The sequence below is a fragment of the Streptomyces sp. genome, assembly GCF_019510245.1.
Classification (GTDB): Bacteria; Actinomycetota; Actinomycetes; order Streptomycetales; family Streptomycetaceae; genus Streptomyces.
Map to the genome: position 1 here is coordinate 1 of NZ_JAEKKT010000056.1, position 20,347 is coordinate 20,347.

At 70.1% G+C, this 20,347-nt stretch carries 19 protein-coding genes and 1 tRNA gene; 4 read left to right on the top strand and 16 right to left on the bottom strand.

Annotation, left to right across the window (positions count from 1 at the left end):
* Positions 1-187 (bottom strand): hypothetical protein (locus JF597_RS02525; RefSeq protein ID WP_293988090.1); only part of this gene is annotated, 187 nt, incomplete at its 3' end.
* Between the two features lie 8 nt (positions 188-195).
* Positions 196-283, bottom strand: a tRNA-OTHER gene (locus JF597_RS02530).
* Between the two features lie 171 nt (positions 284-454).
* On the opposite strand from JF597_RS02530, the gene serS reads away from it, so the two are divergent.
* Positions 455-1,735 carry a serine--tRNA ligase gene (serS, locus tag JF597_RS02535; protein ID WP_293988015.1) on the top strand — a complete coding sequence of 427 codons (1,281 nt, stop codon included), beginning with the start codon at positions 455-457 and terminating at the stop codon, positions 1,733-1,735.
* Between the two features lie 157 nt (positions 1,736-1,892).
* On the opposite strand, the gene JF597_RS02540 is transcribed toward serS, so the two are convergent.
* Positions 1,893-2,615, bottom strand: coding sequence for an AfsR/SARP family transcriptional regulator (locus JF597_RS02540; protein WP_293988018.1), 723 nt, complete (start codon positions 2,613-2,615; stop codon positions 1,893-1,895).
* A gap of 61 nt (positions 2,616-2,676) precedes the next feature.
* Positions 2,677-3,162, bottom strand: a complete 486-nt coding sequence (locus tag JF597_RS02545) for a hypothetical protein (protein ID WP_293988020.1) — start codon at positions 3,160-3,162, stop codon at positions 2,677-2,679.
* A gap of 360 nt (positions 3,163-3,522) precedes the next feature.
* Here JF597_RS02545 and JF597_RS02550 point away from each other — a divergent pair, with 360 nt between their 5' ends.
* The 3 genes from JF597_RS02550 (at position 3,523) to JF597_RS02560 (ending at position 8,800) form a co-directional block, all read left to right on the top strand.
* Positions 3,523-3,939: an acyl carrier protein gene (locus JF597_RS02550; RefSeq protein WP_293988024.1), complete on the top strand. Its 417-nt coding sequence runs from the start codon at positions 3,523-3,525 to the stop codon at positions 3,937-3,939.
* Positions 3,940-4,090: 151 nt separating this feature from the next.
* The gene (locus JF597_RS02555; RefSeq protein ID WP_293988027.1) at positions 4,091-7,927 is read left to right on the top strand and encodes a beta-ketoacyl synthase N-terminal-like domain-containing protein; all 3,837 of its coding nucleotides are present in this window, start codon (positions 4,091-4,093) and stop codon (positions 7,925-7,927) included.
* Positions 7,928-8,032: 105 nt separating this feature from the next.
* A complete protein-coding gene (locus JF597_RS02560) occupies positions 8,033-8,800 on the top strand; it encodes an alpha/beta fold hydrolase (protein WP_293988030.1) in 768 nt (255 codons plus the stop codon).
* An 87-nt stretch (positions 8,801-8,887) separates the two neighbouring features.
* On the opposite strand, the gene JF597_RS02565 is transcribed toward JF597_RS02560, so the two are convergent.
* From JF597_RS02565 to JF597_RS02620, 12 genes are all read right to left on the bottom strand, one after another.
* Positions 8,888-9,784, bottom strand: coding sequence for a 3-hydroxybutyryl-CoA dehydrogenase (locus JF597_RS02565; protein ID WP_293988032.1), 897 nt, complete (start codon positions 9,782-9,784; stop codon positions 8,888-8,890).
* A gap of 23 nt (positions 9,785-9,807) precedes the next feature.
* The gene (locus JF597_RS02570) at positions 9,808-10,830 is read right to left on the bottom strand and encodes a 3-oxoacyl-ACP synthase III family protein (protein ID WP_293988035.1); all 1,023 of its coding nucleotides are present in this window, start codon (positions 10,828-10,830) and stop codon (positions 9,808-9,810) included.
* The gene (ccrA, locus tag JF597_RS02575; RefSeq protein WP_293988038.1) at positions 10,827-12,158 is read right to left on the bottom strand and encodes a crotonyl-CoA carboxylase/reductase; all 1,332 of its coding nucleotides are present in this window, start codon (positions 12,156-12,158) and stop codon (positions 10,827-10,829) included. The genes JF597_RS02570 and ccrA overlap by 4 nt, the downstream gene beginning before the upstream one ends.
* Before the next feature lie 21 nt (positions 12,159-12,179).
* Positions 12,180-12,671: a nuclear transport factor 2 family protein gene (locus JF597_RS02580; RefSeq protein WP_293988041.1), complete on the bottom strand. Its 492-nt coding sequence runs from the start codon at positions 12,669-12,671 to the stop codon at positions 12,180-12,182.
* 257 nt (positions 12,672-12,928) lie between these two features.
* Positions 12,929-13,291, bottom strand: coding sequence for a nuclear transport factor 2 family protein (locus JF597_RS02585; protein WP_293988044.1), 363 nt, complete (start codon positions 13,289-13,291; stop codon positions 12,929-12,931).
* A gap of 53 nt (positions 13,292-13,344) precedes the next feature.
* On the bottom strand, positions 13,345-14,811 hold the full coding sequence (locus JF597_RS02590) for an MFS transporter (protein ID WP_293988047.1): 1,467 nt from the start codon (positions 14,809-14,811) through the stop codon (positions 13,345-13,347).
* Between the two features lie 151 nt (positions 14,812-14,962).
* The gene (locus JF597_RS02595; RefSeq protein WP_293988050.1) at positions 14,963-15,784 is read right to left on the bottom strand and encodes a helix-turn-helix transcriptional regulator; all 822 of its coding nucleotides are present in this window, start codon (positions 15,782-15,784) and stop codon (positions 14,963-14,965) included.
* Between the two features lie 157 nt (positions 15,785-15,941).
* Positions 15,942-17,519: a long-chain-fatty-acid--CoA ligase gene (locus tag JF597_RS02600; protein ID WP_293988053.1), complete on the bottom strand. Its 1,578-nt coding sequence runs from the start codon at positions 17,517-17,519 to the stop codon at positions 15,942-15,944.
* The gene (locus JF597_RS02605) at positions 17,516-17,707 is read right to left on the bottom strand and encodes a hypothetical protein (RefSeq protein WP_293988055.1); all 192 of its coding nucleotides are present in this window, start codon (positions 17,705-17,707) and stop codon (positions 17,516-17,518) included. The genes JF597_RS02600 and JF597_RS02605 overlap by 4 nt, the downstream gene beginning before the upstream one ends.
* Complete coding sequence (locus tag JF597_RS02610; protein WP_293988058.1) at positions 17,704-19,209, bottom strand: APC family permease; 1,506 nt, start codon at positions 19,207-19,209, stop codon at positions 17,704-17,706. Before JF597_RS02610 ends, JF597_RS02605 begins: the two co-directional genes overlap by 4 nt.
* Positions 19,202-19,438, bottom strand: a complete 237-nt coding sequence (locus JF597_RS02615; RefSeq protein WP_293988061.1) for a phosphopantetheine-binding protein — start codon at positions 19,436-19,438, stop codon at positions 19,202-19,204. The genes JF597_RS02610 and JF597_RS02615 overlap by 8 nt, the downstream gene beginning before the upstream one ends.
* A 45-nt stretch (positions 19,439-19,483) precedes the next feature.
* Positions 19,484-20,344, bottom strand: coding sequence for a beta-ketoacyl-ACP synthase 3 (locus tag JF597_RS02620; protein WP_293988064.1), 861 nt, complete (start codon positions 20,342-20,344; stop codon positions 19,484-19,486).
* Positions 20,345-20,347 lie beyond the last annotated feature (3 nt).

Genomic DNA, 20,347 nt, shown 5'->3' on the forward strand with positions numbered 1-20,347 from the left:
GGGCCCGGATCTCGGCGGGGAAGTTCGGCAGGGTCGACAGATCGTTGCCGAAGGACGCGGTCTCCGACGTGAACCGGTCACCGGTGAGCTGCATACCGTCACCCGAGTCCCCCGCGAACCGGATGATCACCCGATCGAGCCGCAGTGTCTGATGCGTCACCGGCGAGCGCCTCTCACGTGGACGAATTACGTGAGCGGAGAGGGCAGGATTCGAACCTGCGCGGGCAATGAAGACCCTCCCGAAGAAATCCGGGACCCGTTAGGCCACTTCGGATACCTCTCCCGGTCGGCCCGGAGCCTCTTGCCCCTGCTCCGTTGCCTTCCGAGATAAATACTGACAGCCCGACCTTACCGGGCACTGACGTTCTCCTGACAGGTCTGGAGTGCCGCGAGTAGGTCCGCCCGCCGGTTTCCCGTATTCCCCTGGAATGCCCGCGAAGATAAACTTCAGAATATGATTGATCTTCAACTGATCCGTAACGATCCAGAATTGGTGCGGCAATCTCAGCGCGCACGCGGCGAGGATCCCGACATCGTGGACGCCGTGCTGGCGGCGGACGAGGCACGCAGAGTGACCGGTCGGCGGTTCGACGAACTGCGCCGTCGGCAGAAGGAGTTGAGCAAGGAGGTCGCGGTGGCCCGTAACGAGGGGCGAGCGCCGCTGCTGGTATGCGCGGCAGAGCTCGCCTCGGAGGTCAAGGCCGCCGAGGCCGACCAGCGCACGGCCGACCGGGAGACCCGTCGCCTTCTCAACCGGCTGTCCAATGTGGTGTCCCGTGACGCTCCGACCGGCGGCGAAGAGGACTTCGTCGTCCTCGAACAGCACGGGACTCCGCGGGACTTCACAGCCGAGGGCTTCGCACCGCGCGATCACATGACGCTGGGGCGGCTGCTGGGCGCGATCGACGTCGAGCGGGCCGCGAAGGTCTCCGGCTCCCGCTTCCACTACCTCACCGGAGTCGGGGCACTGTTGGAACTGGCGCTGGTCACCATGGCCGTCGAGCGCGCCTGCGCGGCGGGGTTCACCCCGATGATCACCCCCACCCTGGTACGGCCCGCGGCCATGGCGGGTACTGGCTTCCTCGGCCAGGCCGCGGACGACGTCTTCCGGCTGGAACAGGATGACTTCTATCTGGTCGGCACGTCGGAGGTCCCGCTGGCCGCGTTTCACATGCAAGAGGTCCTGGACGAGGAACGGTTACCGCTGCGCTACGCAGGCTTCTCCTCGTGCTTCCGGCGTGAGGCGGGGGCCTACGGCAGGGACACGCAGGGCATCTTCCGTGTCCATCAGTTCGACAAGGTCGAGATGTTCTCGTTCGCCCTTCCCGAGCAGGCCGAGGCGGAGCACCGACGGCTCGTGGACTGGCAGAAGGAGTTCCTCGATGCTCTCGAACTGCCCTACCGGGTCATCGACGTGGCGGCGGGCGATCTCGGCGCGTCGGCGGCGCGCAAGTTCGACATCGAGGCGTGGATCCCGAGCCAGGGACGGTACCGGGAACTCACCTCCGCCTCGAACTGCACGGAGTTTCAGGCCCGTCGGCTGGGAGTGCGGGTCCGCGGCACGTCGGCGAAGAGGCCGGCGGCCACACTGAACGGGACGCTGTGTGCCGTACCGCGCACGATCGTCGCATTGCTGGAGAACCACCAGCAGGCCGACGGGGCGGTCGTCGTGCCCAGCGCGTTGCGCCGGTATCTCACGGAACGCTCCGTCCTGAAGCCGACGGCCGGCTCGTAGCAGGCCGACGATCCGACGGGCCGAAGGCCCGTCGGATCCGGCTGTGAGCGCCGCGGCGCGGGCGGCGAAACGGCCTCGGCCCGTCCAGGACGGGCCGAGGCCGTTTGTGGTGCGGGTCGGATGGCGGCGGATCCGATGGGTACGGCCGGGGGCGGGGTCAGGCCGCATGCAGTGCCGCGGACGCGGAGACCAGGACGGAGTTCTGGGTCAGCACGGCCTGCTCGCACTTCCGCAGCCGGTCGCCAGGCGCGTCACCATGGGCGACCAGGATGTTCTTCACCTGCTGGTACGCCTGGAGAGCCTCCACCTGCCGGCCCGAGCGGTAGAGGGCGATCATCAGCTGTTCGCTGAACCGCTGCAGGAACGGCGTGTACGTGGTCACCAGAGGGACCAGCTCGGGGACGATCCGTGCGTGGTTGCCGCAGCGCAGTTCCGCGCGGAAAAGCAACTCCAGCGCCTCGTAGCGCAGTTGCTCCAGAGCCCGGCCGCCCACGCGGCAGATGGAGCCGCCGACCGTGCCGCCGAAGACGGGCCCGCGCCAGTCGGCCAGGGCCGAGCGCACCGAAGCGGCGATGAGCTCAGGCGGCATTTCGTCCGCTCGCTTCTGCAGTTCCCACACGGTCGCGCGAAAGCGCCAGCCGTCGACTTCCTCGTCCCTGAACAGCAGCTGATAACTGGTGTGTTCACTAAGAAGGCGCGGTATGTCGCGGTCCGGTTCCAGCTCCCTGAGCTGTCGGCGCAGCCGGCTCACATGGGCGTGCAGGGAGTTCTCGGAGTTCTCTGGCCAGGAGTCGCCCCACAGCTCGTACTTGAGGGCTTCCGAGGTCACCAGGCCAGCCGGGGACAGGAGCAGTGCGAGCAGCAGGATCTGCTGAGCCATCCCGCGAACGGGATGAGTCAGGTCGGCCGCACTGACTTCCAGAGGGCCCAGAAGAAAGAACTCAAGCATCGTCGTCGTCCGATCCGTGGGGGCAGGGTTCGAGAAAACGCACCTGCGCGTGCGCGTGCCCCGCACGGCAGTTGGTCGGTCTGTCGGCTTCTTCGGCGCCGGCCAATTCGGCGAGAAGCGAGATGAATCGTGCGTGCCGCGAGAGCTGTTCGTTCGCGCGTTCAGCGATGAGGTCACGCCAGATGAGCCAGTCGTCGAACGCGTAGGCACCGGTCCGGGTCGCCAGCCGGACACGGACGGCCGTGTCGGCGCGTTCGTCGGGGATCGACTCAAGGGCGCTCAGCAGGTTCAGGGCTGTGCAGTCGACAAGGTCGACCAGGTCCTTCGGTGTGCGTTGGGCGATCAACGCACCGATGACGTCGGGGCACATCTCGGGACCGCTCTCCACTACCACCGAGGTCCCACCGCAGGCGATCTCCCGTGCCGCCGCGACCAGGATCTGGTCGTAGAGGGCAATATGACACAGGGTCCAGGACATCGCCCCGTGCGGATCACGGCCGCTGCCTCCGGCGAGAACGGAACGGGCGGCGTGCAGCAACGCCCGGTAGGCGCCGTCGAGACGACTGCAGTCCACTGCGGATCCCCCTGCATCACAGTTGTCGCCATACGGGTGTGTTCTGCGTCGCACCGTCGCGAAGCGTGTCAGAGCCCATGTCGTTCTGTCCATTACCTCGCAGATAGGTGAGAGTGTCGGCCTGCCCTGGGCATGGCGGAAAAGCGTCCATCGCCAGATATCAGGCCGCCGTCAGCACAGGGTCAGCCGTGCACTGCTTGAATTGCTTCTCGGTTCGCTTCAATACCGCTTCGTGATTTATATTTCGTCAACTCGGAGGGCGCCATGACTGTGGCAAGAGGCTCGCTCGACGGCAACGTCACCCATGCCGTACGAGAGATTCTCGACCTTCCGGCGTCAGAGCGCCGGGACGCGCTGGAAACCCTGGTCGTGACCGAATTCAAGGCGACCCTGCTGATGCCCGACGACGAGGAACTCCCGCCAGAGGTCAGTTATTTTGAACTCGGTTTCACGTCGTTGCGGATCACCGAGGCTAAGCAGCGGCTGGAGGGCGTGCTCGGTCGACCGATCAGCACGAACCTGCTGTTCAACAGGCCGACTGTGGAGCAGTTGCTCGATCATCTCGAAACCGATGTGTTCGCCGACCTGTTCACCACCGCGCCCGCGGCCGAACCGGACGGCGCGCGGTCCGCGGAACAGGCGCTGTGGGATGCCGCACTCGACGACCTGTATCAGGGCTGAGCCCGAATCGGTCGCTGTCCGACCGGGTTCCACGACCTTTGCCGGTGCCGTGCACGCCACACCGCAGAAGGGAACCATGACCATGCCACAGGAGATTTCGCCGGACCGGGACAAAGACGTCAACCGCCCTCCGTCGGAGCAGCATGAGCGCATGATCCGCCGCCTGCTCATGGAGAAGAGCGAACCCGTCGCCATCGTGGGCGTCGGGCTGCGCTTCCCCGGCGAGAACAACACCCTGGACGGGTTCGAGGAGTTTCTGCGCGAAGGCCGCTCGGGGATCGTCCCGCTGCCGGACGACCGCTGGAACCTGACCGATTTCCTACCGGAGGACGAGACCTCGTCCGGCCGAATCCGCACCCCGTCGGCGGGCTTCCTGACCGGGATAGATCAGTTTGATCCGGGTTTCTTCAACATTGCCCCGAAAGAAGCGGATTACATCGACCCCCAACAGCGCCTGCTCCTGGAGACCGCGTGGCAGGCACTGGAGAACGCCAACCTGGACCCGCAGCGTCTGCGGCACGGCAACGGCGGTGTGTACATCGGGGCGAGTTCCATCGACTACGCCTTCGAGCTGGACTCGGTACCGTACGAGGACCTGGATCCGGCGCTCTCCAACGGCATCACCATCTACCCACTCTCCGGCCGGCTCTCCTACTTCCTCGGCTGGCGAGGGCCGAGCCTGAGCACAGACACGGCGTGCGCCTCGTCGCTGACCGCGCTGCACCTCGCGGTGCAGGGGCTGCGCCGGCACGAGAGTGACATCGCGCTGGCCGGCGCGGTCAACTGCCTGCACCACCCGAAGATCTGGGTGATGTTCTCGCACGCCGGAGTGTTCGCCGAGGACGGGCACTGCAAGACCTTCGACGACGCGGCCGACGGCTACGCCCGCGCGGAGGGCTGCGGCGTGCTCGTGCTGAAACGGCTGTCGGACGCGCGGCGGGACGGCGACACCGTCCTGGCACTGATCCGCGGCACGGCGATCGGCCAGGACGGCGAGAGTGCGGGTTTGACCGCACCCAACGGCGTCGCGCAGGAGGCCGTCGTCCGGGCGGCGATCGCTGACGCCCGTCTCACCCCCTCCGACATCCAGTACGTCGAGGCGCACGGCACCGGCACGGCACTCGGCGACCCGATCGAGATGGGCTCTGTCAACGGAGTGTTCGCCGAGTCCCACACCAAGGACGCTCCCGTGATCGTGGGGTCGCTGAAGGCCAACATAGGCCACATGGAACCCGCTGCCGGTGTCGGCGGGGTGATCAAGACGGTGCTGCAGATGCGGGCCGGCGTATTCTTCCCGCACCTGGTCGACACGCCCTCGCGGCGCATCCCCTGGGACACCTACCCGGTCGAGCTCGCCAGGGGCGGGCGGCCCTGGGACGCCCCGGTCCGGCGCGCCGTGGTCAACGGCTTCGGTTTCGCGGGCGCGATCGGTTCGGTCGTACTGGAGCAGGCACCGCCCCCGCGCGCGCCCGCACACCCGGCCGAAGACTCGCAGGCGTCCGCACACTTCTTCACGGTGTCGGCCAAGACAAAGCGGGCGCTGCGCCTGCAACTGCTGTGCTACCGGGAGTTCCTGGCCGAACACCCGGACGCGGACATCGCGGACGTCTGCTACACCGGCAACGTGGGCCGTGCCCACTTCGAGCATCGCGTGGCCGGACTGGTGCGGGACCGAGCCGCTCTCACGGCGCTCATCGAGCGGGAACTGGCCGGCCCCGCGGACACGGCGGACCCCGGCGGCCTGCGCAGGACAGCGTTCCTGTTCTCGGGTTCCGGGGCCCAGGAAGCCGGAATGGGCCGGGTGCTGTACGAGCAGTTCCCCGTCTTCCGGGAGCACGTCGACCGGTGCGACACGCTGTTCCGGCCGCTGATCGGCCGGTCCGTCCGGGACCTGCTGCTCGGCAGGGTGCCCGACCCCGAACGCTTCCACGACCTGCGCTACAACCAGCCCGCGATGTTCACCTTCGAGTACGCGCTCGCCCGGCTGTGGCTGTCCTGGGGCGTACGGCCGAACGTGATGATCGGTCACAGCACCGGTGAGGTCATCGCGGCCTGTGTGGCGGGCCTGTTCGACGTCGAGGACGGCGTGGCTCTGATGGCGGCCCGCGGCCGGCTCCTGGAGACGCTCTCGGTGCCCGGTGGCATGGCCGCGGTGGCAGCCGCCGCCGCCGAGGTCCGGCCGCTGATCGAGCCGTACCGGGATCTCGTGATCGGTGCGGTGAACTCGCCCGGCCAGTGTGTGCTCTCGGGACGCGCGGACTCCCTCGGCCGCGCCGTCACGGACCTGCGTGCCCGCGGGTTCCAGGTCACGCGGCTGAATGTGCCGGTCGCCTCGCACTCCCCCCTGATGACCGAGATCGCCGAACCGCTGCGGGAGGTGCTGGCGAAGGTTACGTTCCGGGAGCCGTCGTTCACGCTGGTCTCCAACGTCACCGGTAAAGTGGCCCGGCCGGCCGAGCTGTCGACGCCCGACTACTGGATCCGTCACCTGTGCGAGCCGCTAGACTTCGCCGGCGGGATGCGCACCATCGAAAAGCGCGGTCGGCACGTGTTCATCGAGATCGGACCGTCCAGCTCGCTCACCACCCCCGCCGCCCAGTGCGTGGCCGCCCAGGAGCACGCCTGGCTGGTCAGCGCGCACCCGCAGGACACGGACGGCTCCACAGTCCGTCAGGCTCTGGTCGAGCTGTACCTGTCCGGCCGCTCGGTGGACTGGCAGGCCGTGCACGCCGGGCGCGAGCGCGGCCGTACGGAGGTGCCGCACTACGTGTTCGACCGCAAGCGCTACTGGCTGCCCAATGGTGCCACCCGGCATCGGCAGGTCACCGGACTCGGTGGCCGGCCGGTCACCCATCCCCTGCTCGGCGCCGAAACGGCTATCGGGGAGGCGCTCGCGGCCGAGGGGACGCGTGGGTACTCGACCCTCGTCAGCGCCCGTCACCCGGTCTACCTGGCTGAACACAGAGCGGGCGAGCGACCGTTCCTCCCGGTGGCGGGTTATCTGGAGACGCTGTTGGCCCTGCAGGACGCCGTCTTCGGCGAGACCGGCGGGACCGTCGAGGACCTGGTGTTCCACGAGACGCTGTTCCTGCCCGGGGACGAGGCGGTCGAACTGCGCACCTGGCTGCAGCCCGACGGCACGATGGAGATCGCCGGGGTCACGGCGGACGGCGCCCGCCGTCTCGTCACGGCCCGGCTGAGCCGGCGGGCACCACGGACCTGGTGGACGGGGATCGCCGGGGCCGAGCCCGGGGATCGGATGACCGCCGAAGCGGTGTACGACGTCTACCGCGGGCTCGGACTGGACTACGGGCCCCGGTTCCGCCGGTTGCGGTGGGCCGGGCGGGTCGCGGCAGACATCGTGGTCGGCGAGGTCGACGGGTTGCCCGCGGACGCGGTGGAGCACCTTCCGCCGGTCCTGATGGACGCCGCGACGCATCTGCTGGCCGTGGTCGTCGACGGGTCGACGGGCTTCGTCGCCGTGCGGGCGGGCGGGTTCCGGCTGTTCAAGAAGCCGAAGGCGGCGGTACTGCGGGCCGTCCTGCGCACTGGGCCCGCCGACCGGGAGGACGCGGAGTTCACCGCCGACCTGGTGCTGCTGGAGGGCGAGCAGCCGGTGTTCTCCCTGGAGGGGCTGGCGTTCGCCCGGCTGCCCGAGCCGATAGCGGTCGCCGACGGCGAACGGCTCGACGCCGCCGGGGTGGCCGAGCTGATCGCCTCGCCCCGGCTGGGCCGGCTGCGGTCCCTCGAAGAGCTGGTGCTGCGGCAGCTCGCCGATGTGCTGAGCGTCGACGAGCTGGAGTCACTGGGGCGGCACACCCGCTTCATCCAGCTCGGCCTCAACTCCCTGCTCGCCACTCAGCTGCGGCTTCGGCTGGAGGGGGTGCTCGGCACCGAGCTGCCCGCCGCGTCGATCCTGCAGAACCCGTCCGTGCAGCTCCTGGCGGAGTTCCTCGACCGCTGGCTCGTGCCGGAGCCGGTGGGCTAGGACGGTCCCTCCGCATCGGCCCACGACGCCCGGACCGCCGCACGGCGGTCCGGGCGTCCACGTACGAGAAGACACGCCCGAAAAGACGCAGACGAGGTGAGGTCCATGTCCTGGCAGCCCGGTACGTGGCTGCAACCGGAGTCGGCCCCGGCCGACGCGCGGCTGCGGCTGTTGCTGTTCCACTGCGCCGGCGGCGGCGCGTCCATGTACCACGCGTGGCCCGCTCTCTTCCCCTCCGCCGTCGCTGTGCAGAGTGTGCAGCTCCCGGGCCGCCAGGACCGGCTCGGCGAGCCCGCCTTCGTCCGGCTGGACGAGCTGCTGGAGACGTTGACGGAGATCGTGGCGGCGGAGGACGACGGCCGTCCCTTCGCGTTCTTCGGGCACTCCATGGGCGCACTTCTCGCCTACCGCCTGACGGTGGAACTGGAGCGCGCCGGGCTGCCGGGGCCCACGGTCACGGCGGTGGCGGGGTGGGCGCCGAAGGGCTTTCGGACGCCGGTCGAGGGCGCGGCGGGCGGGCCGTCGGACGAGGTACTGGTGCGGGAGCTGGCTAAGCTCCGCGCTCTGCCCGCCGATCTGCTGGACGCCGCCCCGCAGTGGCTGGCGCTCGCCCTGCCCGCTATCCGCGCCGACATCGCGGTGTGCGCCGGGTACGTCGACGACGAAGCCGTCGTCACCGCCCCGCTCGTGGCCTACGGCGGCGCGGCGGACCCGCTGATGGAACCGGACGCGCTGGGTTCGTGGTCGACGCGCACCCGCGGCTTCCTGGGCGCGCGCGTGCTGCCGGGCGACCACTTCTTCCTCGCCGAGGCCGCGGAGGCCGCCGTCATCGCCGCGGACCTGGCGCACCTGCTGCTCCGGCACGAGGCCTGAGCGGAGCCGAGCCCACCCCGGCACGGGGGCGCGGTCGAACGAGGGGGCCCGGTACAGGCGTACCGGGCCCCCTCGTTCGACCGACGGTCAGGCGTGGGCGTAAAAGCCCCGGCCGGTCTTCCTTCCGAGCAGCCCGCCGGCCACCATCCGCGAGAGCAGGGCCGGCGGGGCGTACTGGGGCTCGCCGTACTCCTCGTGCAGTGCCACGGCGATCTGGGCGACCACGTCGAGCCCGATGAGATCGGCGAGCCTGAGCGGGCCCACAGGATGCGAGCAGCCCAGGATCATCCCCTCGTCGACGGCGGCCGCGGGTGCCACGCCCTGCTCCACCATCCGGATGGCCGCCAGCAGGTACGGGATGAGTAGGGAGTTCACCACGAACCCGGTGCGGTCCGGACAGCGCAGGGCGCGTTTGCCGAGGACGTCGGTGACGAAGTTCCCGGCCCGGGCCAGCGCGTCCTCGTCCGAGAAGGGCGACCCGACCAGCTCGACCAGCGGCATCGCCGGAACCGGGCTGAAGAAGTGCAGGCCGACCACCCGGCCGGGGCGGGTGGTGGCCAGGGCCAGCCGGACGATGGGCAGCGAGGAGGTGTTGGAGGCAAGGATCGCGTCCTCGGCCAGCACCGTCTTGTCCAGGGCCGCGAACACCTCGGTCTTGTCGGCCTCGTGCTCGCGCACCGCCTCGACCACCAAGTCGCGGTCGGCCAGGGCGTCGAGGCCGACGGCGAACTCGGTCCGCGCCAGCAGCGCGTCCCGATCCGTCTCCGTGAGCCTGCCCTTGGCCATCGCACGGTCGACCGAGCGCAGCAGGCGGCGCCGGCCGGACCGCAGGGAGTCCTCGGAGCGTACGGCGACCCGGACGTCGAGTCCGGCCCTGGCCGCCACCTCCGCGATGCCGGAGCCCATCGCCCCGGCGCCCACGACACCGACCCGCGGCGGCACCGGTGATGCGGGACCGGTCGTGTCCTGCGCGTCGCCCGTCACAGCCGTCCGCCCTTCTCCAGGTGTCATCGGTGCCACGCCGCTCCCGCCCCCCACCGCAGCATCGCCGCACCGAGCGCCATGCCACCTCCGAAGCCGGCCAGCAGGACCAGGTCGCCCGAGCGCAGGGCACCCGAGCGGTACGCGCTGTCCAGGGCGACCGGTACGGAGGCGCTGCCGACGTTGCCGTAGCTCTCCAGTGTGCGGTGGGTGCGGTCGTGCGGAATCCCCAGCAGGTCGGTCAGCCGGCGCAGCATCACGCCGTTGGCCTGGTGCGGCACGAAGTGATGGATCTCGTCGAGCCGGACGCCGGACCGCACGGCGAGCGCGGTGAGCGCCGGCGGGACCTCCCGCATCGCGAAGTCCCGTACGGCGCGGCCGTCCATACGGAAGTAGTGGCCGCCGGCGTCCACGGTCTCGTGCGAGGCGGGCGCCCGGCTGCCGCCGGCCTCCACCCGGATGAGCCTGTGCTGGTCGCCGCGGCCGGCCAGGGTGAAGTCGATCAGCCCGTACGGCGCCGCGACCGGCCCGAGGACGGCGGCGCCGGCGCCGTCGCCGAACAGCACGGCGGTGCGGCGATCCCCGAAGTCGAGGATGCGGGAGTAGACGTCGGCGCCGATCACGAGGGCTCGGGTGCCGGGGCGCAGGCTCATCAGCCCGTGGGCGAGCACCAGCGCGTAGACGAAGCCGCTGCACACGACGTTGACGTCGAGGCACGCGGCCCGGCGGGCGCCGAGCAGGTCCTGGACCAGGCTGCTGGTAGGCGGCTGGGGCGAGTCGCCCGTGGAGGTGGCGACTATCAGGTGGTCGATGTCGTCGGCGGTGAGGCCGGCCCGGGCCAGGGCCGCGGCGCCGGCCTTCGCCGCGAGATCCGAGGTGGCCTCGTCGGGGGCGGCGAAACGACGCGACCGGATCTCCGTCCTGCTCTCGATCCACTCCTCGTCGGCCCCTGTCAGTGCGGCGATCTCCGCGTTGCTCACCTCCTCCTTGGGGAGGTACGAGCCGGTCCCGAGGATGCCGGTGCGGGGCCGCTCGCCGCGGGAGGTCACGCCGGCTCCGCGGCGAGCGGGGCGATGGCACCGAGGCGGTCGCGCAGTGCGGGGTCGGTGACGCCGAGCCCGGGTTCGGGGGCGAGGGCGAGGACGCCGACCTTGCCCACATGGCCGTTGGTCTGCACGAGCCGGGCCGCCTCGCCGACCTCGGCGAGGGGGTAGGTGCGGGAGAGGGCGGGGCGGATCCGGCCGAGCCGCACGAGCCGGTTGAGTTCGGCGAGTTCCTGGAGGTTGGCGGCGTGGCTCCCGAGGATGCGCTTGAGGTTCATCCACAGGTAGCGGTTGTCGAACTCGTGGTGGTACCCGGTGCTGGATCCGCAGGTGACGACGGTGCCGCCGCGCCGTACCACGAACACGGACAGGCCGAAAGTGGAGCGGCCCACGTAGTCGAAGACGACGTGCGGGTCCTCCCCCACCGCTGCCCGGATGGCACGGCCCAGCCGCTTGCCCAGTTCGACGGTGCGGGCCGGATCGGCCGTCGCGGCGCCGTCGAGCCCGAGTTCCGAGCGGTCCAGGACCACGTCGCAGCCGAGGAGTTCGAGCAGCCGGGCCTTCTCCGGCGAGCCGACGACGCCGACGGGGATGCCGCCGCCGTTCTTCACCAGCTGGACGGCGTAGGCGCCGAGCCCGCCGGCCGCACCCCAGATCAGCACGATGTCGCCCTGTTTGATGCGGGCCCCGCGCTCGCTGACCAGCATCCGGTAGGCGGTGCCTGCGCACAGCGGGACGGACGCCGCCTCTTCCCAGGTCAGGTGTGCCGGTTTGGGCAGCAGCTGGCTGGCGCGGGCCACCGTGTAGTGGGCCAGCGCGCCGAAGTTGGTCTCGAAGCCCCACACGCGCTGTTCGGTGCCGAGCATGGCGTCGGCGTGGGTGGCCGCTTCCTGGTCGTCGACGTGGACCGGGCTGACGACGACGCGGTCGCCGGCCTGCCAGCGCCGCACGCCGGCCCCGGTCCTGACGACCACGCCGGCGGCGTCCGAGCCGATGACGTGCTGGGGCAGGTCGTGCCGGGCCGCGAAACCGCCCTGGCGGCCGTACCGGTGCAGGAACTCGAAGGTCGGCACCGGCTCGAACATCGCGGACCAGACCGTGTTGTAGTTGACCGAGGAGGCCATGACGGCGATCAGCACCTCGTCGGGCGCGAGTTCGGGCATGGGCACCCGGCCCAGGTGCAGGGACTTGCGTACGTCCTTGTCCGCGGTGCCCGCGAACATTCCCACATCCTCGACACGCAGATGGGCGGCCAGGTAGGCGTCGGGCAGCGGCTCGCGGGCGAGCCGGTCGCCGTCCGCGCCGGCCAGTACGGCTTCGCTCAGTGGATCCACGGGGAGTCTCCTGCTTCGGTGTCAGATCCGCGGCGGAGTGGCGCGAAAGCGGTCGAAGACCTTGCGGTACGCGGCGACCTCGTCGGGGGTGAAGAGCCCGGGGACCAGCTCGTCCGCGTACGGGAGTTCGCCGTAGGGAACGGAGGAGAGCTTGTCGTGGAACTGGTAGTCGGCAGTGATGCGGCCGGCCTCGTCCAGGACCAGCACGTCGCTGCCGATCATGTCGGTCTCGCCGGACTCCCCGAAGAGCATCACCCAGCCGAACCGGATCAGGTTGTGGTGTCCGGTGGCGTTGTTCTGCGACCGGAAGGTGTAGCCGCGCGGCACATAGATGTGGTGGGCCAGGGTCACCTGCCTGTATATGGCGTCGTGGCCGACGAAAGGATCGAGGTTGAACATCGAATAGACGGCCTGCGGCGCGAAAAGCTCCTCGACCGTTTTCCGGCGTACCGCGTCATCGGGCTCCAGCCACATGTCGATCCAGCGTTCGACCAGCGCGTTGCGTCCCGTCATCGATTCCTGCCTCTCCGCGGATACGGCTGTCTCGCTTCACTATGGCAAGGCTTAATTACCCGTCCCTGACGGCTTCCTGACTAGCTCTCCTTATTTGCGTCCGCGCACCGAGGGAGGCTTTTCCAGAGGCAGGGGAAAGGGGCCACGACATGAATGTCGTGGCCCCTCGGTACTCCCGGGTTCCGGCCGTCGTGGACCCGTGTCCGCCGTCGGGGGATGTCCGGCCGCACGACCGCGTCCGGCGGGACCTGGGAGGGTCAGTCGACGAACTGGTAGTCGGTGACGATCAGGCCCTGCTCGTTCAGGGTCATGAAGTCGAATCCGCGGGAGTCTGTCGAACCGTCCGCGACGCGGTACATCTCCCAGTTGAACCGCACGGAGTCGTGGTGGCCGTTCGCGTTGGGGACGACGCGGAAGGCGAACACCCCCGGCTTCACCCACTTCTCGTAGGCCGTCGTGACACGCTCCTGCAGTTCGTCGTGGCCGTGCACCTCCTGGGCGGGGGTGTAGTGCGCGGCGTCCGGGGCGAACAGTTCACCGATGGCCTTGCGGCGCAGTTCGGTGTCGGGCTCGTTCCACATCGCGATGTAGCGGGCCGCGAAGTCGTTCAGGTCGGTCATGGTTCTTTCTTCCTTACTTCCGTCGGTACTCGGGACGGCCGGCGTCGGTGTCGTCACTTGGGCGCGGCGGCGGGGTTCTTGGGCAGTGCCTGCACGATCAGGGCGAGGAGCACGGTGATCGCCACGATGTAGTAGAGGCATGCGCGGAACGCGTCGGAGAAGTCCGCCGGCACCGGGGCGTCGCCGAGCACGTTGTAGAAGACGAGGCCGATGAGGGCCACACCGACGCCGTTGCCGACCTGAAGTCCGGTGGTCAGCACTCCGGAGGCGGAGCCGGCGTGGTGTGCCGGGACCCGGGCGAGCACGGTCGAGGCGAGCGGCGCGATGGCCAGCCCCATGCCGGCGCCGTCGAGGAACAGGCCGGGGATGAGCCAGCCGATGTTTCCGTGGACCCCGATGGAGCCGACGGCCCAGATCTGCAGGCCCATGCCGACGAGCCGGATGACGCAGCCCACGGCGATGGTCTGCGGGCCGAAGCGGGCGGCGACCTTGCGGGCCGACATGGAGGTGATGATGTAGCCGATTCCCAGGGCCCCGAAGACCAGGCCCGAGTCGAGGGGTTCCAGGAGCCGGCCCTTCTGCAGGTAGAGGGCGAGCACCAGGAAGTACGAGGCCATGCTGGCGAAGAAGGTCAGCTGGGCGAACAGGCCGGCGGTGAAGGCGCGTTCCTTGAAGAGGGAGAGGTCGACGGAGGGCGAGCCGCCGTGCGCGCGCAGCCGGTTCTGCTGCACGGCGAAGACGGTGAACAGCGGGATCGAGCCCACCAGCAGGATCCAGGCCCAGACGGGCCAGCCCTGCTGCCGGCCCTCGATCAGCGGCAGGCAGACCGCGGTCAGCGCCACCGTCACCAGGACCATGCCGACCAGGTCCAGCTTCGGGCGGCCCGGTGCCTTGGATTCGGGCACGTACTTGAGGGCCATCGCCGCGGCTGCCAGACCGATCGGCAGGTTGATGAGGAAGCAGGCGCGCCAGCCCATCCCGAAAAGGTCGAACTTGATGAGCAGACCGCCGATGAGCTGGCCGAAGACCGCGGCGAAGCCGGAGATCGCGCCGTACCAGTTGATGGCACGGGCGCGGGCCGGTCCCTCGTACACGGTGGAGAAGATGGCGAGGACCTGGGGTGCCATCAAGGCCGCTCCGGCACCCTGCACCACGCGGAATGCCAGCAGCGCGCCGGTGTTGGGCGCGAGGCCGCAGGCCGCGGAGGCCAGGGTGAAGGAGATCAGGGCGATCACGAACAGCCGACGGCGGCCGAAGAGGTCGCCGAGCCGTCCGCCGGTGATCATGCCGACGCCGTATACCAGGGCGTAGCTCGCGACGATCAGCTGGATCTGCGCCTCGGTGGCGTGCAGGTCCGCCTGGATCGCGGGGATCGCCACGTTGACGATGAAGAAGTCCAGGCCGCTCAGGAAGACACCGACCAGGACGATGGGCAGGGTGAGCGGATGGGGCCCTGTCGAGGCCGCCTTGGCTTGCGTTGATCCGCCCGGGGACGTGGCAGAGGTGGCGGAAGTGGTCATGGAGGGAAGCTCCTGATCAGGGCAGGCCGAAGCAACCGGTCCTGCCGACCTGGGTGTGCGGTGAGGCCAACTGTCCCGTCCGGAGGTAGGAAGCTCAATTACTTCTGAGGTAGGAACGGCCTACTTACCCGGACTGACCAGGGAGAACGGGTTACGAGAAGTTTCCGGCGCCGGTTGTGGAAACGTATGCGCGGACCGCCTCCGCGGTGATCGCGTCGGCCGGGAAGAACGACTCGATGATCAGCTCGGCCACGGTGATGTCACGCGGCGTGCCGAAGGTGGCGAGGGTGCCGAAGAAGGACAGCACCTGATCGCCGCGGCGCAGTTGGAACGGGATGCAGATGTCGCCCGCGACGGGCAGGTCGACCTCGGGCTCCTCCTGGTCGCAGGGGTACTCCAGGAGTTCCTCGTAGAGCGGCCGCAGCCGGGGGTCGGAGGCGGCGCGTCGGCGCAGCCGGCCCAGCAGCTTGGCCCGCCACACGCCGAGGTTGGCGACGCCGGGGGCCATGCCCTTGGGATGCAGGACCAGCCGCAGCACGTTGATCGGGGGTTCGAGCAGTTCGGGCGCGCAGCCCTCGGTGAACAGCGCGAAGCCCCGGTTGGCCTCGACGAGGTTCCACTCGCCGTCGACGACCAGCGCGGGGTTGGGGTCATGGCCGCGCAGCACCTGTCTGACGGCGTCCAGCACCGGGCCCATGGCCGGGTCGGCGAGGGTCTTCTGCTCGTAGGCGGGGGCGTAACCGGCGGCCAGCAGCAGGGGGTTGCGGTCGCGCATGGGGACGTCGAGCTGCTCGGCGAGGCGCAGGACCATGGCCCGGCTGGGCTTGGCCCGCCCGGTCTCCAGGAAGCTGATGTGCCGGGCCGACACGCCCGCCTGGTTGGCGAGGTCCACCTGGCTCAGGCGACGGCGCTCACGCCACTCCCGCAGCAACGAGCCCACCTGTGACGGCGTACCCCGCTCGGACACGGCCATGCGTGTACTCCACTCCCCGTCCCGCTCGCCGCCGTGGCGACGCCCCGGCCTTGTCACGGTAGACGCTCAGCCGTCGCACGACCACCGTGTGATCAGTTTCCTGCCACCGGGTGCCGTACCCGATCGCCCGGTACGGCACCCCGTCAGGGAGATCCCGTCAGGCCCGGTCGGCGGCGAGATCCGGCCGGATGGGGTCCCGCAGCTCGCGGCGCAGCACCTTGCCGGTGGGATTGCGGGGCAGGCTGTCGGTGAACTCGTACCGGGTCGGGATCTTGAAGTCGGCGATCCGGCCGCGCAGGGCCACCATGAGCTCACGTCCGGTCATCCGCTGCCCGGGGTGCAGCACCACCACGGCCTTGGCCAGTTCACCCCAGCGTTCGTCGGTCACGCCGATCACGGCGACGTCGGCGACGGCGGGGCTCGCGGCCCTGATGGCGTTCTCCACCTCGACCGGGTAGATGTTCTGCCCAGCGACGATGATCATGTCGTTGATCCGGTCGCAGACGTAGAGGTACCCGTCCTCGTCGACGTAGCCGGCATCCGGCATGGCCAGCCAGCCGTCGCGCAGGGCCAGCCGGGTGGCCTCGGGGTTGCCCCAGTACTCCACGAAGTGCGCGGGACTGCGGACCCAGATCTGGCCGATTTCCCCCCTCGGCAGGAGCCTGCCCTCACCGTCCTGGATGCGCACCTCGTTGCCCGGGCAGGCCCGTCCGGCAGAGCCGGCCTTCGGGCCGCCCGGGCGGTGCTCGGCCGGGGTGAGGCAGGTGACCACGGAGCCGGTCTCCGCCGAGGCGTACATCTGGGCCAGTTCGCAGCCGAACTCGTCGACGCAGCGACGCATCAGATCGGCCGGCATCGGCGCGCCGCCGTAGGTGACCTTGCGCAGCGAGGCGAACGCCGCGCGGTTCGCACCCGGTTCGTCCAGCATCATCTGCAGCATCGCGGGCGCGCAGAAGGTGGTGGTGACCCGGTGCTCCCGGATGAGCCGGACCGCTTCCTCCGGGACGAACATCGGCATGACGACGTTGGTGGAGCCGGCCGCCAGACCGAACATGAACCAGGCCATACCGCCGGAGTGCAGCCCGGGGAAGGAGATCAGGTGGATGTCCTCGGGCAGCCAGTCGATCCAGTCCAGGCCGGACGCCGCCATGTTCTCCTGGAAGGTGAAGTAGGTACGGTGGGCGAGTACCACGCCCTTGGGCAGGCCCGTCGTACCGCTGGTGTACATCTGCAGGACGGCGTCGTCCGTGCGGGCGCCGAGACCGGTGTCGGTGTCGGGGCGGCCGTCCTTCCACGCGTGCAGTCCGGCACCGCGGTCGTCGCCGTCGTCCGTCACCACGATGCGTTCCAGGCCCGGCAGTTCGGGCAGCAGCCGCTCGGCAACGGGCAGGAACCGCCGTTCCACGAAGAGCAGCCGGGCTCCGGAGTCGCGCATGACGTGGTCGACCTCGTGCGCGGTGAGCCGCCAGTTGATGGGGACCATCACGAGCCCGGCCTTGATCACACCCAGCACGATGTCGTAGTAGTGCTCCGACTCGCGTCCGAGATAGGCGACCCGCGAGCCCGCGGTGAGCCCCGCGGCGCGCAGGGCGTGCGCGGTGCGGTTGCTCTCCCGGTGCAGGCGTTCGTACGTCGTCTCGCGGCCCTCGCAGACGACCGCGGTGTGCCGGGGCCGCTCCAGGGCGTGCCGCCGCAGCCGGGCCGTGATGGTCGCTGGGTCCTGACCGGTGCTCATCCTGTCCTTCCCTGCCGGGGGTGGGCGGCGGCCGCCAGGGCCGGGTGCCGCCAGGCGGTGGTGGGTGCGGTACGGGTCGCGGGGGCGGCGAGCCGGAGCCGAACGGCCTCGTTGAGCAGGGCCACGAAGTCCCGTATGCCCCAGGTCATGGCGTCGGCGCAGGCCAGCCCTTCGAGGTCCGCGGTCATGGCCGGCCCCCGGCCGGCACGGCCTCGCCGACCTGGCGGCCGCGGGGTGTGCTCTCGCCCCGGGTGGCCACGCCGGCCAGGCGCGCATAGCGTTCGGGGTGGGCGGCACGGATCCACAGTGCGTACGCGGGCCCGAGCACGGCGCCTGCGAGAATCAGCCAGGGCAGCGAACCGACGACGGGGTTGTCCGTGCCGGTCATGGTGTCGAAGTTGGTCACGACCAGGGTGGTGGCGACGACGAGGCCGGCGAAGCCGAGTCCGGGCGCGACCAGGGTGCGCCACCAGTGGCGGTCGGGCCTGCGCCGGAAGTAGCCGATGACGGACAGACAGGCCACCGCCTGGAGGAAGACGATTCCCAGCGTGCCGAGGCCTAGCATGCTCGTGGTGAGCCCGAGGTACGGGTCGAGGCCCGCGATCGCGAACACCGCGGCGGTCACGAGGCTGAACACGGTCTGGACGAGGCTCGCCCGGTAGGGGGAGGCGAGTCTGGGGTGGACGGCGCCGAGGAAGCCGGGCAGCACCCGCTCCCGGCCGAGCACGAACATGTAGCGGTTGGCGGCGTTGTGCAGGGCCAGCCAGCCCGCGAACAGGCTCAGGCACAGCAGGATCTGCATGACGGTGGTGAGCGCGGTCGTCAGGTAGTCGTCGCTCAGGTTGAAGAAGAGGTCGCCGAGTTGGTGGGTGGCCACCCGCTGGACGTCGGCCGCACCGACCGCGCCGACGGCGATCCAGCTGATGAAGCCGTAGAAGAGCGCGATGAGGGAGACGGCGATGTAGGTGGCCCGGGAGACGCTGCGCTCCGGGTCGTGCGCCTCCTCGCCGTAGAGGGCCGCGGACTCGATCCCGATGAAGGAGATGAACGCGAACATCATCGACACGCCGGTACCGGCCCCGGCGAGGGTGTGCGGCGCGAACGAGGTGGCCGGCAGCGCCGAGCCGCCGTCCCGGACCAGCACCGCCACGGCGAGCAGCAACAGGATGCCCACCTCACAGCACATGGCGACGGCGAGCACCCGGGCACTCAGGTCGATCTGCCGGTAGCCGAGCACGGCGACCACCACGAGTCCGGCTCCCGCCCACACCTCCCAGGGCAGGTCGAGCCCGTGCGAGGCCGCGACGAGCTGCGCGAAGTAGGCGAAGGCGCCGAGCAGTCCCACGGAGGCGGTGTTGTACGCCACCACCGCGATGAGACCGCCGCCGACGGCGGGTGGCCGGCCCAGACCGCAGGAGATGTAGGTGTAGAAGCCTCCGGCGTTGACGACGCGGCGGCTGATCGCGGCGTAGCCGACGCAGAAGCACATCAGGGTCAGTCCCGCGAACACGAACATCGCGGGTACGCCCGGTCCGTTGCCGAGGGCGAAGGCGAGCGGCACAGTGCAGACCATGGCGGCGAGCGGGGCTGCGGCGGCGATGATCAGGAAGACGATCTTCGGTGTGGTGAGGCTGAGCGAGAGCTGCCCGCCCTCGGAGGGCGGGGCGGACGGGGGCGAGGTGCTACGCATGGGTTGCTCCCTGACTGCGGTTCTCCAGCAGGGCGACGACGGCTTCGAGGCTCGGTGCGTCGGCAAGTTCGTCGTCGGTGACCTTGGCGCCGAGCGTCTCCAGCTGCATGGCCAGCTCGACGAGGTCGAGCGAGTCCAGGCCGAGGTCGGTGAGACTGGCGCCGTCGTGGAAGTCCTCCTCCATGACGTTGAAGGACGTGATCAGCATCTTCTTGACGTCTTCGTACACGTGGTCCTCCCCAGGGCCGTGTTGTCGGGTTCGGATCTCAGCCGGTCAGGGCCGGCACGTCGGGCCACAGGACCGTGGTGGCGCCCCAGGTGAGGCGCAGACCGCGTCCACGATCCGGGCGTTGGCCTGGTGGGCGGCGAACCGGTCGACCTGGTCGGGGCTCCAGCCCCGCCGTTCCAGGGCCGCCTGCGCGACGGCGGTGGTGCGCAGCACGGCGTTGCGGTAGGTGTCGGAACCATTCATCCGGAAGTAGTGGTCCTGCCGAGGGGCGGCGGCGCCCGTGGAGCGCTGCCGGGAGCCGCCGGCCGGGATCTGGATGAGGTCGCTCTGGCTGCCGTCGCTGCCGAGCAGCACCGGGCCGACGGCTCCGGGCTCCATGGGGCGGCCGGCCCTCAGCACCATCGCGCCGGCGCCGTCGCCGAAGATCACCGATGTCGTACGGTCGTCGGGGTCCAGGATCGTCGAGTAGGTCTCGGCCCCGATCAACAGGACGCTCTCGGCGGTGCCGGTGGCGATGAGCCCGGCCGCGGTGGCAAGGCCGTACAGGAAGCTGGTGCACACGGCGGACACGTCGAACGCGGCGGCTCCGGTGAGCCCGAGCCGGGAGGCGACCTCGGGTGCCGTCCCGGGGCAGAGCCGGTCCGGGGTCGTGGTGCCGAGGACGACCGCGTCCACCGGCCCCCCGCCCGCGGCCTTGAGGGCCAGCTCGCCGGCCGCGACGGCGAGGTCGCCGGTGGACACACCTGGCGCGCTGCGTCGGCGGGCCGCGATGCCGGTGCGCTCCCGGATCCAGCTGTCCGAGGTGTCGAGGTGGGCGGTGAGTTCGTCGTTGGTGACCACACGCGGCGGCAGCCAGGCGCCGAGTCCGCTGATCACACACGTCGGGATGTACCGGTCACCGGTCATGGC